The sequence below is a fragment of the Paenibacillus artemisiicola genome, from assembly GCF_017652985.1.
GTDB lineage: Bacteria > Bacillota > Bacilli > Paenibacillales > Paenibacillaceae > Paenibacillus_Z > Paenibacillus_Z artemisiicola.
Genome location: NZ_JAGGDJ010000001.1, coordinates 723,746 through 736,802, shown reverse-complemented (window position 1 = coordinate 736,802; position 13,057 = coordinate 723,746). Strand labels below are relative to the sequence as shown.

The window sequence follows — 13,057 nt, the reverse complement described above, 5'->3', positions numbered from 1 at the left end:
GGGGGTGGGGGAGCGCCATGTTCAAAACGCCGATGTTTTCGATTCGCAACACCTTGTTTCTTCGGTTGATCTTTACCTTTTTGCTCATATTGACGCCCCTGATCATTCTAGGCGTCTATCTGTACCAATGGTCCATTCATACGGCGAGAGAGGATATCGCCAAGACGGCGGCCTCCCAAACGACCTTCTATCTAACCGATCTCGAGAACGAAATCGAGCGGATCAAGCTGCTGCAATTCGGGCTGCTCGAAGACGAAGACCTGAACAAGCTGACGCTCCTCTGGGATCGGATGGGGGTTATCGAGAAGACCGACAAAATCAATTCGCTGCGCAACCGGCTTTATCTTGTTCAGAACAGCAGCAAGTACATCAAAGAGGTAAGCGTTTACATCAATCCGATCGGACGCGTCATTTCGTCTGTCGACGGCGTAAGCCCGCTCGTGAAGACGCTCTATGACTCCGTGCTCTCCGTATACGGCAGCCGGAATACCCGCATCATCGAATGGAACGACGGGCTGTACTTAAGCGCGGCGAAGCCGAGCGGCAGCCCGAAAGGACAGCCGTTATTCATCGTTGAAATCGAATTGGACCAGCAGACGCTGACGGACGCCTTGGCCCAATTCAACACCTATTCCGGAAGCGGGTCCCTGCTGCTCTCGGCGAACGGCGGCATCCAGCTGGCGAGCGGTTCCGTCGCGTCTTTCATGAAGGAAGCGTCCCTGTACGTGGCGCAAAAGAAAAACGCCGGCGACTACGGCGAAGCCAGGTCGTTCGGGGGACAAAGGTATTACACCATCTTCGCCGGCTCGGACAAGCTGGACATGGCCATTTATCGGTTCATTCCGTCCAAGGTCATCCGAAAGCCTTTGGACAAGTTTTATACGTGGGCCTGGCTTTTTGCCGCCGCGGCGCTCGTCATCGTCGCCATCTATGCCATGTCGACGTATAAATTCATTCACAAACCGCTGCTGCGTCTCGTGAAGAGCTTCCGCCGCGTCGAGAACGGCGATCTGGAGCAGGTCATCACGCACGAATCCAAGGATGAATTCGGTTATTTGTACAGCCGGTTCAATCAGATGGTCGCGAATCTTCGGTCGTTGATCGACCAAGCCTACCGGCAGAAGCTCATGGTGCAGCGTTCGGAGCTGAAGCAGCTTCAATCGCAGATCAATCCGCATTTCTTGTTCAACAGTTTGTTTATCTTAAATACGATGGCCCGAACGGGAGATACGGAACGGGTCGAGCAATTCACGATCCAGCTCGGCGAATATTTTCGTTTCGTAACGCGCAGCGCCTCCGACGAAATTTCGCTCGAGCAGGAGATCCATCACGCGCGCACGTATACGGACATTCAACTCCTTCGTTTCTCCAGGCGAATCCGGGCACGGTTCGAGGACCTCCCGATGGAAGCCGCGCAGGCGAAAGTGCCGCGCCTGATCGTGCAGCCGATGATCGAGAACGCTTTCGAGCACAGCCTGGAACGCAAGGAGGAGAAAGGGTTGATCGTCGTTCGCTTCGTTCACGCAGCCGATGAATTCCGAATCATGATCGAAGATAACGGCGATGATTTGTCCGAGGAGAAGCTCGTCGAATTATCAAAGGCATTGGCGAACCGGGACGAATACGCGGAGACGACGGGAATGGTCAATATCCATCGACGATTAACGATCACGTACGGCGATAGAGGCGGCGTCCGGGTCGCCCGAAGCGAGCTCGGCGGCCTTCAAGTCACGCTTCACTTTCCATGGGAGGGACAATCCGATGTACCGATTGCTGATCGTTGACGACGAAGAGATGATAACCGACGGCCTGTACGAGACGTTGGCCGGATGCGATCTGGATCTGGATTTGTGCAAGGCCTACTCCGGCAGGGAAGCTTTGAATTGGCTTCATCAATCCCGCGTGGATATCGTGTTGTCCGATATCCGGATGCCGGGCATCGACGGGATGCAGCTCATGTCCATCATCAAGCGGAACTGGCCGCATTGCCGCGTGATCTTCCTCACCGGCTACAGCGACTTCGATTCCGTCTATCGGGCGATTCAGACGCCCGGCGTTCAATACCTGCTCAAGAGCGAAGGGTACCCGAAGGTCATTCAGGCGGTCGTCCAAGCCGTGGCGGAGCTGGACGACGGCCTGCGCGTGAACGATCTCGTTCAGCGGGCGCAGGAGAGTTTGAAAACCTTGGAGGTGCTTGCGCGCGGCGAGTACTTCCGCCATCTGCTGCACGGCGCGAACCCGGCAACGAATCTGGTCGCGGACTTCGGCAAGCTGCGCATCTCGCTCGATGCCGGCAGACCGGTCTACGTGGCGCAGGGCGATCTGTCCCATGTCTCGTCCGGCGTATCGTCCTATGCCAATCGGCATGAATCGGCGATGGCCGTCACGCTGCTGGCCGAGAGCTTGCTGAACGGCCAGGTTCGGGTCCTCGGCACGATCGACCGCTTCGGAGATCCGGTCTGGTTCATTCAGACGCCGGCCGACGCGGCAGAGGGGAACGAAGCGGAGGAAGGCGCATCCGTCCTCCCCTATCTGGTCGGCCAATTCGAATTGATCCAACAAGCGTGCTTGAAGAACCTCGACCTCTCCGTCGCCGTCACGCTGGGGGATCGCCCGTCCGAATGGATAAAGCTGTCTTCGACCTATGACAAAATGAGGCGGGAGCGGCAGACCAGAACCGGCGACGGCGCTCAAATGGTGCAGGCGGTGAACCTGCAGGCTTCAGGCTGCGCGAAGGAGCGATCGCCGCGGGACAAATCGGACGCGTTGTCCGTGCATCTGGATGCCGGCAGGCGCGACGAATTTCTCCTGCTGTTCGACGAGCTGACGGAATCGGAGCGGGACATCGGCGCGCCGTATCAGCTGGAACTGTATTATACGATTTCGCTTGTCTTCTTGTCGTACATCAACAGATGGGAGCTGGAGAATCAGGTGTCCGGCGCGTCCGCCCTCATGCGCCATGACGAATTCGCGTCGTGGAAGGACGCGTTCGCATTCCTCCGAACGATCGCCAAGACGCTATTCGAGCTAAGAAGCTCCGGCGAAAGCAACCGGGCCGCCGAAGCGATCCTGAAGGTTCGCGCTTATATCGGGGAACATCTGGACGAAGATCTGTCGCTGGTCCGTCTCGCCGGTTACATTCATTTTAATCCGTCGTACGTATCGCGCCTGTTCAAGCAGGAGTGCGGCGTCAACTTGTCCGATTATATTGAATCCGCGCGAATCGACCGGGCGAAGGAGCTGCTGAAGAACGACAAGCTGAAGGTGCTCGAGATCGGGGTTCAGGTCGGGTACGAGGCTTCCCAATCGTTCACGCGTTTCTTCAAAAAAGCAACGGGCGTCACGCCTCAGGAATACCGGGAAGCGGCCTTCCATTATTCAAGAAGCAAGGAGTGAGAAGATGACAACCCACGCATTGTTATTCGAAGAGCCGGCGGGAGATTGGAATGAAGCGGTGCCGGTCGGCAATGGCAGATTAGGCGCGATGATGTACGGCCAGCCTCGGCACGAGCGGCTGCAGCTGAACGAGGACTCCATCTGGCATGGAGGACCAAGGGACCGCAATAACCCGGACGCGCGGGCGAATCTGCCGGATGTCCGACGGTTGATATTCGAAGGGAAGCTGAAGGAAGCCGAGCGCCTTGCGTTGTTGTCGTTGTCCGGTCTGCCGGAAACCCAGCGGCATTATCTGCCGCTGGGTCACCTGCTGCTTGATTTCGCGCTGCCGAACGGCATGCCGGAGCGCTATTCGCGGGTGCTGGATATGGAAGAAGGCATCGCTTCGGTTGCGTTCAGCCAGGGCGGCGTTTCGTTCAGGCGGGAGTTGTTCGCCAGTCATCCCGACCAGGCGATCGTCATGAGACTGACCGCCGATCGACCGGGCGCAATCGGCTTTACCGCGCGCCTGGAACGGGGACGTTGGCGCTATGCCGATCGGACCGGCCGAACGGGGGACAACGCGATATGGATGGCCGGCAACTGCGGCGGCGAAGGCGGAAGCGAATACGCGGCGGTGCTGAAGGCGTCGGCGGAAGGCGGGACAGTGAAGGCGATCGGCGATCACCTGCTGGTGGAAGGTGCCGACGGCGTGACGATTGTCTTGGCCGCCGCCACGACGTTCCGCGTTGCGGACCCGCTGGCGGAAGCGCGGGAGAGAACGGCTGCGGCCCTCCGAATCGGCTACGCGGAGCTGCACAAGCGCCATATCGACGACCACCGTGCGTTATTCGGCCGCGTAGCCCTATCACTCGGTCCGGCGGACGCGGAAGCCGAGCGGCTGAGCCTGGCACGCCGAATGGAGCGGCTTCGCGGCGGCGAAGCAGACCCGGGCTTGTTCGCGCATTATTTCCAGTTCGGCCGCTATCTGCTGATGGCCTCCAGCCGTCCCGGCTCGCTGCCCGCCAATCTGCAGGGCATTTGGAACGAGCATTTCCTGCCGCCCTGGGACAGCAAGTACACGATCAACATCAATGCGCAGATGAACTACTGGCCGGCGGAAACCTGCGGCCTTCCCGAATGCCATGAGCCGCTGTTCGACCTGTTGGAGCGGATGCGCGAACCGGGTCGGCATACGGCGGCCGTCATGTACGGCTGCAGGGGCTTCACCGCTCACCATAACACCGATCTGTGGGCGGATACCGCCCCGCAGGACACCTATCTGCCCGCAACCTATTGGCCGATGGGGGCCGCCTGGCTCTCCTTGCATCTATGGGAGCATTACCGGTTTTCGATGGATGCGGCATTTCTTCGACGGGTATACCCCACCTTGCGCGAAGCGGCGCTGTTCCTCGTCGATTATGTAACGGAGACGCCGGACGGCGAGCTCGTGACCTGCCCGTCGGTATCGCCGGAGAATACGTATCGGCTGCCGAACGGCGAATCGGGGGTGTTGTGCGCGGGGCCGTCGATGGACACCCAGATTATCCGCGAGCTGTTCGCGGCGGTTCTAGAGGCCGAAGGGACGCTGGAAACGCCGGAGAGCGAAAGTCTGGGGAACGAACTGCGGCGGGTGCTGGAGAAGCTGCCGAAGCCGAAGATCGGCCGGCACGGCCAGCTTCAGGAATGGTACGAGGACTATGAAGAAGAGGAGCCGGGACATCGCCATATCTCCCATTTGTTCGCCCTTCATCCCGGCAGCCAGATCACCCCGAACGGCACGCCCGAGCTAGCGGCGGCGGCCCGGCGCGCCTTGGAGCGGCGCCTCGAGAACGGAGGCGGCCATACCGGCTGGAGCCGCGCGTGGATCGTCAATTTCTGGGCGCGTCTGGCTGATGGGGAGAAGGCGGAAGCCAATCTCGCCGCGCTTCTGACCCACTCGACGCTGCCGAACTTTCTGGACAATCACCCGCCGTTCCAGATCGACGGCAATTTCGGCGGCGCCTCCGCGATCGCCGAGATGCTGCTGCAGAGCCATGCGGGCGAGCTTCACCTGCTCCCGGCGCTTCCGGCCGCTTGGCCGACGGGCTTCGTTCGCGGGCTTCGCGCCAGAGGCGGCTATACGGTCGACTTGGAATGGAAGGAAGGCAGCCTTACGAAGGCCCGAATTGCCTCTACCGTGGATGGACCGTGCTGCGTCCGTAGTCCGATCCGTTGCTCAGTTACCGTGGGGGAGAAACCGGTCCAAGCCGAAAGACCGGCCGGACTTCTGCGCTTTCATGCGCATGCCGGCGCCGTCTACACGGTGCTCCCGGATGGGCAACGATTGCCATGATTTCTTGCTTCTACTCCGATGCGATGCGCTTATCGCTGCCGTGTAATCCAAACTGCTCGTCAATTACTTGAACGCGTTGCGAATCCGGGAAGCGCAAAAACTTCTGAGAACGCAGCCGCATGCGACCGTTTGCGCGATCAGACGGCAGGTCGGCTTCGACACCAAACACTACTTCGCGAAGGTGTTCAAAAAATACACGGGAACGACTCCCGGCGCTTACCGCGAACTTCAACATTGAACGCATGCGGTTATTGTTCTTCCCGCGCATAAAGCTTCGGAAGCGATTACATTTTACCTTAGTCCTGCTTCCGGAATCGACTGGGCGTCACGCCGGCGATCTTCTTGAACACCTGATGGAAATGAGGCAAGCTCTCGAATCCGCATGCCGAAGAGATGGTACTTACGTTTTCTTCGGTCTCAAGCAGCAGTTCCTTCGCATGAACGATCCGTTTTACGTTAATGAATCTGGTCACGTTCATCCCTGTTAATTGCTTAAAGACGCGGCTGAAATGAGCAGGACTGACCGAAGCCATTGAACAGAGGCGGCTAAGCCCGATGTCTTCCGTGAAATGATTGTCGATATAGAGCAAAATATCCCTTACCCAATTGGGACCTTTAAAGGCTGCGTGACTCTTAGGCTGCTTGCCGTCGTTTTGATCGCGATTGATTTCGAGAAGCAAACGTTGGGTGTCCAGAAGAACGGCGTGACGATAACCTAACTCCTGCAACCGTAATTCAGCCTCGATACGGGCAAGAATGCCTTCAATGCGCATTTGAAGCTCTGCGGAACAAGCCAGTTTAAAGATGCGATTTTTTCGGCTTTGGTCGAAGCATTGCAAATAGGTAAACGCTTCTCCGATTAATGGTTGTTCGACGAAGAGAGGGCTCAAAAACAGAGCCGTGGACGTAACGGGCTCTTCTTTGTCCGGGAAAGCACGGTGAATCGTATTGCCCGGAATGATGAAAAGATCGCCTTCGCGCATATCATAAATCGTTCGGTCAATAAAGAACGAGCCTTTGCCGCGATGTACATAGACCAGTTCATACCAGTCGTGAAGATGGTCCGGCAGCTCGTTCTGGGGCGTTTTTGTGTCTCTGAACGCAAGGGAGAACGGGAAGTCCGGCAACGATTCGAAGTTTTTCCTAACAGGTCTCAAGGCCAAATCGCTCCTTTGGAAGGTTCCTATCAAAGATAGCAAAAAAGCGTATAAAATTGCAATGTTTCACTATTTGATTCGATTATTTTGCTGTTAAATTTAAGAGGAGAGATGGAATATCGAATGGCACAGACTGCCTCGTAATCGCGTCGGCAGTCCGCAAATCCAAGATGAATAGACGAGGTGAGGCTGAAGCATGAGATATCGAAAACTCGGCAAAACGGGACTGGACGTATCGGTTCTGAGCTTTGGGGCTTCTTCGCTCGGCTCCGTGTTCCGGGACACCAACGAGGACGAAGCCATTCGCACCGTACATGAAGCCATTGACGCAGGCATTAATCTGATCGACGTGTCTCCCTACTATGGATTAACGAAGGCGGAGACCGTGCTGGGCAAGGCGATTGCGGAGCTGCCTCGAGATCGATTCCTCTTGTCGACGAAAGCCGGCCGTTACGGCATGAACGACTTTGATTTTTCCCGGGAGCGGATCGTGAGCAGCGTGGACGAAAGCTTGAACCGGCTGCATACGGACTACTTGGATCTCTTGTTTTTGCACGATATCGAATTCGTGCCGGCAGCCATCATTATCGAGGAGGCTGTTCCTGCGCTTATGAAGCTAAAGGAACAAGGCAAGATTCGATTCGCCGGCATTTGCGGACTTCCCGTACAACTGTTCGAGAAGCTGTTGCCTCAAGTAAACGCGGATGCGATTATCTCCTATTGCCATTATTCCCTGAACGATACTTCATTGCTCGGGCTGCTGCCTTTACTCGAAGAGCACGAAATCGGGCTTGTCAACGCATCCCCGCTTTCCATGGGCTTGCTAGGAACGCGAGGAACGCCCGATTGGCATCCGGCGAGTCAACGTATTAAAGAAACCTGCATGAAAGCCGCGGAATACTGCGCGGCACAAGGGACGGACATCGCCAAGCTGGCCGTTCAATTCTCAACCGGCCATGACCGCATTCCCACCACGCTGGTCAGTACGGCGAACCCGGCGAACATTCGGAAGAACGCGATGTGGACGGACGAACCCATCGATGATGCACTCCTAACGGATGTATTGGACATTCTAAAACCCATCCATAATGAAACTTGGATCAGCGGGCGGCCCGAATATAATGAAGGCATTGGAGTGAACCGCTCATGAAAGGCATCGTATGCGCGGAAATAGATCGGTTCGAGAAATCGGATGGCTTGCCGGAGCCCGTGTGGGAATCAGGGCATGCGATCGTCCAGATTAAACGCGTGGGGATATGCGGGACGGACCTGCATGCTTACAAAGGGAATCAACCCTTCTTTACTTATCCGCGCATTCTCGGTCATGAGCTGGCGGGCGTCATCAAAGAGATCGGCGAGAACAACCAAGGACTTCGTGCCGGCGACCAGGTAAGCATCATTCCCTACATGCATTGCGGAGCTTGCATTGCATGTCGCAACGGCAAGACGAACTGCTGTACGGACATGAAGGTGCTTGGCGTGCACATCGATGGGGGCATGAGAGAGCGCATAGCGGTTCCGGTTACCGGTTTAGTGCGGACGAACGGTCTGACGCTCGACCAATCGGCGGTTCTCGAGCCATTGGCAATCGGAGCGCATGCCGTTCGGAGGTCCAACGTTCAGCCGGGCGAATCGGTGCTCGTGATCGGCGGCGGTCCGATCGGGCTGGGGGTGATGGCCATTGCCAAGCATGCGGGGGCCAAGATCATTGCCATGGATGTGAATGAAGAACGGCTGTCGTTTTGTCAAACCTGGGCAAAGGCGGATGCGGTCGTGAACGCGTTGCATGCTCCGAGCGAAGGGATCTTGGCAGCCAATCAAGGCGAGCTCCCCACGGTCGTTTTCGATGCGACGGGCAACGCAGCCTCTATGAACGGCGCCTTTCAATACGTCGCGCATGGAGGAAGACTCGTCTTTGTCGGGCTTGTCAAGTCGGATATCGCGTTCCATGATCCGGAATTCCATAAACGGGAATTAACGCTGATGGGAAGCCGTAACGCGACGAGGGAAGATTTTGACGCCGTTATGAAGGCGATCTCAGCAGGAGCTATCGACGTGAGCCGTTACGTAACCCATCGCGTTCCGTTCGAGGACATGATAGAGAGCTTCGAGAGCTGGCTAAAGCCCGAAACGAAAGTCATCAAAGCCATGTTGGAACTGTAAACGCGACCAACTATATGCCATCCGATCAGGCGTCTCTATGAAGATAGCGCGGGAAGAGCTGTTCGGTCCTATGCTGGCATTGATCGAAGCAAAGGACATGACTGAACGAACGGAATCGCAAAAAGCCGGCACTCGTGATAGCGGCAATAGAAGAACTAGAAGAGGAGATTGCGAATATGAGCAACGCGCCGAAACCGAATCAGCCACTCGTGACGCATATTTACACGGCGGACCCGTCCGCCCATGTGTTTGAAGGCAAAATCTATATCTATCCGTCGCATGATTTGGATCACGACGGACCTAGCAACGACAACGGCGACCAATACGCCATGGAAGATTACCATGTGTTGTCGATGGACGGCTTCGATTCGCCCGTCGTCGAACACGGAGAAGCGCTGCACCTGAAGGACATCCCGTGGGCCTCGAAGCAGCTGTGGGCGCCGGATGCGGCACATAAGAACCACACGTACTATTTGTTTTTCCCGGCAAGGGATCTGGAAGGGATTTTCCGCATCGGCGTAGCGACGTCGCAATCGCCGGCGGGACCATTTGCTCCGCAGGAACGGTACATCGAAGGCAGCTTCAGCATCGACCCTGCCGTGCTTGTAGACGAAGACGATCAAGCCTACATCTTTTTCGGCGGATTGTGGGGCGGACAGCTGGAGAAGTGGCAGACCGGCGAGTTCGACCCCGCCGCAACGGGGCCAGCGCCGGACGAGCCTGCCTTGGGACCGCGTGCGGCGCTGCTGAGCGACGATATGTTGAGCTTCAAGGAGAAGCCGCAGGAAATCTCGATCGTGGACGAAACGGGACATCCGATCGTGGCGGGAGACGAGGAGCGGCGATTCTTCGAGGGTCCTTGGGTACATAAGTACAACGGCTTGTATTATTTGAGCTACTCGACCGGCACGACGCACAAGCTTGTGTACGCGGTAAGTCCGAATGCGCTGGGCCCTTATACGTTCAAGGGGACGATTCTGACCCCAGTTATCGGGTGGACGACGCACCACTCCATCGTGCGGTTCGGGGACAAATGGTATCTGTTCTACCATGACTGCTCGCTGTCAGAAGGCGTGAACCACAAGCGCTGCGTCAAGTATACGGAGCTGCAATACAATGAGGACGGCACGATTCGGACGATCGATCCTTACCAATAACAAAATCATCATCGATCATCGGCAAAAAGGCAGTGAATGTCACGTTCTTAAGGGGAATGAGCGAGTAGAGGGTAGAGATTAATGAGTGGATTTATAACCGAGAAACGCGGGACATTCAATTAGAGGCCACGTTATAACAAGCGTATATTCTTGAAAAGGTAGGACCTACAATTAAGAATGGTTAGACGAGACGCAGATGCCACAAGACCTTATGAATTTGGTCACGATTACTGTCTTGTGACAAGAACATTGCCCCTTAAAAAGCTGCGTAAATCGCAGCTTTTTTCGTTTATCATCTTGAGGAACCGTACCCGATCTATGTCAAGGTTAAGAAGTCCGATCAATAAGATACTTCCCAATCGGTTCGAACGGAATTTGTAAAAGGCTCAAAGGACTGAATGGAAGCTGCTTGCTCAAGATGACAACTGCGTACATGGCGGCCGCAACGGACATTAATCCAAGATAGACGATGGCCGTTGTCACCTCGTGTTTACGGAACAGCTTGCGGACTTGTATGAAAGTTAGGGCGGACAACAGCGCCCAAAACAAGAGTACGTTTAGCATCTGCATTATTTGCCTTCTCTCGTTTCAACATTTCGATGCAGCGGCCGCTTTGCGAACCCCGTACCGATAACGGTTACGTTCGCATGCGGAATTACTTCAATTTGCGGATAGAGGTCTTCCCAGGACGAAGCTAGTCGTCTCCACTCCCGAGGATGTTTTGCATGAAGGATGCGCCCGAATCCGAACACATCGGCCTTATAGAGCTGTTGGCTCTTCTTTACGGAATGGTCTACCGCGCGATTGACCTGATCGGTGAGCAGAGCATTGACGAGACGTACGTTGGCGGGCTGATTGAAATCCAGGTCGGTCCCGTTTTCGATAAGCTCGCAATTGCTTTGCACGGACACCTTCATGCGGATCTTCTTACCGATTATTTCAGGGCGAATACTGCGTTTGGACGAGAGAATATGTACGCTGACGTTGCCATGTCCTTGCGGGACGTACGTGGTCAAATAAGCATCCTTCATATTTTCCGTAGCCCATTTCATCGCCCGGGTTTCATCGTCGTTAAAGAAACCAATCAGCTTTAAATGCTTGAATATGCCGACGCCGTATAATTTGATGCGCGGTTCGGCAGTCGCAGCCGACGCTCCGGATTGGCTGGCCGATTGTTCTTGACTTACTTCGAAAGCCCCCATGACCGGTTCAATTCCTTCCGATGCGGCAGTCGCATCGAAATTCATAATCGTTGTCGCCAATCCGGACGGCTGCATATGCAGATCTTGAAATTGATCTGCCGGGATGGACTCGAGCTTCACCGGACAATTCAAGATCGTCGCCGCATCCGATCCTTTGGCGACGAACACCATATTTCTCATCCGCATATCGATTTCGCGATGAAAGCTGTCAAAAACTTGTTCGAGTCCATGCCGTGCCATACGTTCGCCGATGATGATTACTCTTCGATGCGAATAGTACAGCTTAAGGTGTATTTTTTGCTGCAATTGTTGCCGCGTGTCTGCCAGCGTCTTTCCTTTTGCGCCAAGGACGAAATAGGATTTCTGATTGCTGCTGCCTCCGCTAGATTGCATCGGTGAAGGGAGCGCGATTTGGACGCTCTGCGTCACGGTGCCATCCGGATTGAGATCCACACCGGTTGCGGTAACGATCGCCAAGTCTTTTACCTCTTTCCGATCCCAGCAGCCGGTCGTCGTGAGTAAGCATGCGATAATCAAAACGACAAGCAGGTGTCTATTCATCGCGGATTGTCCTCCAGCTTGTCGAGCGGATCCAATCCAACCCTAATAACATCGTCGGAATGAGGTTGGCTCCAATAAAACTAGCAATCGGAAATGAGTAAAAATAAAACTGCAAAATCGCATCCATCCCGGAGGAGTTTTTCATTGTCCAAAGCGAGCCAATAAAAATGACCAGGATGACGGGCAGGGATACCGTGCGTTGATTGTTGATTTTAAACATCCGACTCACGCAAAGACAAGTGACAAAAAGAAAAGTGGACAATTTCAAAAAGCCTACGGAGACCCAAATCGGCAGAAAAACAGGATCGATCCTCTCCAGCACATCGCCTAAACTGATATAGCGAATCACCGCGGCATAGGGGAACGGAAATTCCGAGACGAGCGGACCTTCGACCAGCGTGCACTCGAGTACCGTTTTCAGCATGAATAGCGTAATAATGACCGTCGTGTAGAAGGAAGCCTTGCGCGCTTGTTTCGGTTGATTCATGAAGGGAATCAAAAACGCGATAAGCATAACTTCCCCCAGCCAGCCGCTGGGTACCGAAGCTCCTCTCAGGATGGAGGCCCATCCATTTTCCGCCACCGGACGCAGATACACCGAATTCCAGTCGCGGATCGTCAACAAAAAGATCGAAGAGGCGATAACGACCATAATCGGAAAGATGATTTCGCCGCATCGGCCGATGACGCCGATTCCGCACCATGCCGCTACGCCGCAAATGGTGAACAGCATGAACAGAAGCACGACGTGAGGGGTGAGCGGGTGAGAAATCAAGGAGATGAGATCTACGATCACTTTCGAAATCACGCTCGTGTATACAAAGAGCAGGCATAGATAATAAGCTTCAACGAAAAGGCTGAACCATTTTCCGAGAATGCATCTGCTGTATTCAATAAGCGTCATATTAGGGTAACGGGCGGCAAGCGCGGATGAAACCAGAATACACCAAATGCTTGTGACCGGTGCAATCAGAATGGACAACCATGCATCCTGCTTGGAGAATTGCGCGGGAAAAGCCGCAATATTAAAAATCTCAGTCCCCAGAACGGAAACGCTCATGATGATGATAAATTGCCACTGCGAGATTTTTTCGGTTCTGATCATCT

At 55.1% G+C, this 13,057-nt stretch carries 10 protein-coding genes; 7 read left to right on the top strand and 3 right to left on the bottom strand.

The window, feature by feature from the left end; genetic code table 11:
• The first annotated feature begins 17 nt into the window (after positions 1–17).
• The 4 genes from I8J29_RS03245 to I8J29_RS03230 all read left to right on the top strand — a co-directional run bounded on the left by I8J29_RS03245 (position 18) and on the right by I8J29_RS03230 (position 5,948).
• Positions 18–1,784: a sensor histidine kinase gene (locus I8J29_RS03245; protein ID WP_208846207.1), complete on the top strand. Its 1,767-nt coding sequence runs from the start codon at positions 18–20 to the stop codon at positions 1,782–1,784.
• On the top strand, positions 1,762–3,396 hold the full coding sequence (locus tag I8J29_RS03240; RefSeq protein ID WP_208846206.1) for a response regulator transcription factor: 1,635 nt from the start codon (positions 1,762–1,764) through the stop codon (positions 3,394–3,396). The genes I8J29_RS03245 and I8J29_RS03240 overlap by 23 nt, the downstream gene beginning before the upstream one ends.
• A gap of 4 nt (positions 3,397–3,400) precedes the next feature.
• On the top strand, positions 3,401–5,710 hold the full coding sequence (locus I8J29_RS03235; protein ID WP_208846205.1) for a glycoside hydrolase family 95 protein: 2,310 nt from the start codon (positions 3,401–3,403) through the stop codon (positions 5,708–5,710).
• A gap of 67 nt (positions 5,711–5,777) precedes the next feature.
• Positions 5,778–5,948: a helix-turn-helix domain-containing protein gene (locus tag I8J29_RS03230; RefSeq protein WP_276316231.1), complete on the top strand. Its 171-nt coding sequence runs from the start codon at positions 5,778–5,780 to the stop codon at positions 5,946–5,948.
• 58 nt (positions 5,949–6,006) lie between these two features.
• Here I8J29_RS03230 and I8J29_RS03225 read toward each other — a convergent pair whose 3' ends face one another.
• Positions 6,007–6,867, bottom strand: a complete 861-nt coding sequence (locus I8J29_RS03225) for a helix-turn-helix transcriptional regulator (protein WP_208846204.1) — start codon at positions 6,865–6,867, stop codon at positions 6,007–6,009.
• 196 nt (positions 6,868–7,063) lie between these two features.
• Between I8J29_RS03225 and I8J29_RS03220 the strand changes: the two genes are divergently transcribed.
• From I8J29_RS03220 to I8J29_RS03210, 3 genes are all read left to right on the top strand, one after another.
• Positions 7,064–8,017: an aldo/keto reductase gene (locus I8J29_RS03220; protein WP_208846203.1), complete on the top strand. Its 954-nt coding sequence runs from the start codon at positions 7,064–7,066 to the stop codon at positions 8,015–8,017.
• Entirely contained in the window at positions 8,014–9,030 is a 1,017-nt protein-coding gene (locus I8J29_RS03215; protein WP_208846202.1) for a zinc-binding alcohol dehydrogenase family protein, read from the top strand. The genes I8J29_RS03220 and I8J29_RS03215 overlap by 4 nt, the downstream gene beginning before the upstream one ends.
• Positions 9,031–9,206: 176 nt before the next feature.
• Positions 9,207–10,187, top strand: a complete 981-nt coding sequence (locus I8J29_RS03210) for a glycoside hydrolase family 43 protein (RefSeq protein WP_208846201.1) — start codon at positions 9,207–9,209, stop codon at positions 10,185–10,187.
• Positions 10,188–10,756: 569 nt separating this feature from the next.
• Here the strand turns inward: I8J29_RS03210 and I8J29_RS03205 are convergent.
• Together I8J29_RS03205 and I8J29_RS03200 are read right to left on the bottom strand one after the other, a co-directional pair.
• Positions 10,757–11,950 carry a Ger(x)C family spore germination protein gene (locus I8J29_RS03205; protein ID WP_208846200.1) on the bottom strand — a complete coding sequence of 398 codons (1,194 nt, stop codon included), beginning with the start codon at positions 11,948–11,950 and terminating at the stop codon, positions 10,757–10,759.
• Positions 11,943–13,055, bottom strand: a complete 1,113-nt coding sequence (locus tag I8J29_RS03200; RefSeq protein ID WP_208846199.1) for a GerAB/ArcD/ProY family transporter — start codon at positions 13,053–13,055, stop codon at positions 11,943–11,945. The genes I8J29_RS03205 and I8J29_RS03200 overlap by 8 nt, the downstream gene beginning before the upstream one ends.
• Positions 13,056–13,057: the final 2 nt, after the last annotated feature.

What these genes read in the sequence shown, in the direction of transcription:
- I8J29_RS03205 (WP_208846200.1), bottom strand. Translation starts at nt 11,950, where the DNA reads ATGAATAGACACCTGCTTGTCGTTTTGATTATCGCATGCTTACTCACG.
- I8J29_RS03235 (WP_208846205.1), top strand. Translation starts at nt 3,401, where the DNA reads ATGACAACCCACGCATTGTTATTCGAAGAGCCGGCGGGAGATTGGAAT.
- I8J29_RS03220 (WP_208846203.1), top strand. Translation starts at nt 7,064, where the DNA reads ATGAGATATCGAAAACTCGGCAAAACGGGACTGGACGTATCGGTTCTG.
- I8J29_RS03215 (WP_208846202.1), top strand. Translation starts at nt 8,014, where the DNA reads ATGAAAGGCATCGTATGCGCGGAAATAGATCGGTTCGAGAAATCGGAT.
- I8J29_RS03245 (WP_208846207.1), top strand. Translation starts at nt 18, where the DNA reads ATGTTCAAAACGCCGATGTTTTCGATTCGCAACACCTTGTTTCTTCGG.
- I8J29_RS03200 (WP_208846199.1), bottom strand. Translation starts at nt 13,055, where the DNA reads ATGATCAGAACCGAAAAAATCTCGCAGTGGCAATTTATCATCATCATG.
- I8J29_RS03240 (WP_208846206.1), top strand. Translation starts at nt 1,762, where the DNA reads ATGTACCGATTGCTGATCGTTGACGACGAAGAGATGATAACCGACGGC.
- I8J29_RS03210 (WP_208846201.1), top strand. Translation starts at nt 9,207, where the DNA reads ATGAGCAACGCGCCGAAACCGAATCAGCCACTCGTGACGCATATTTAC.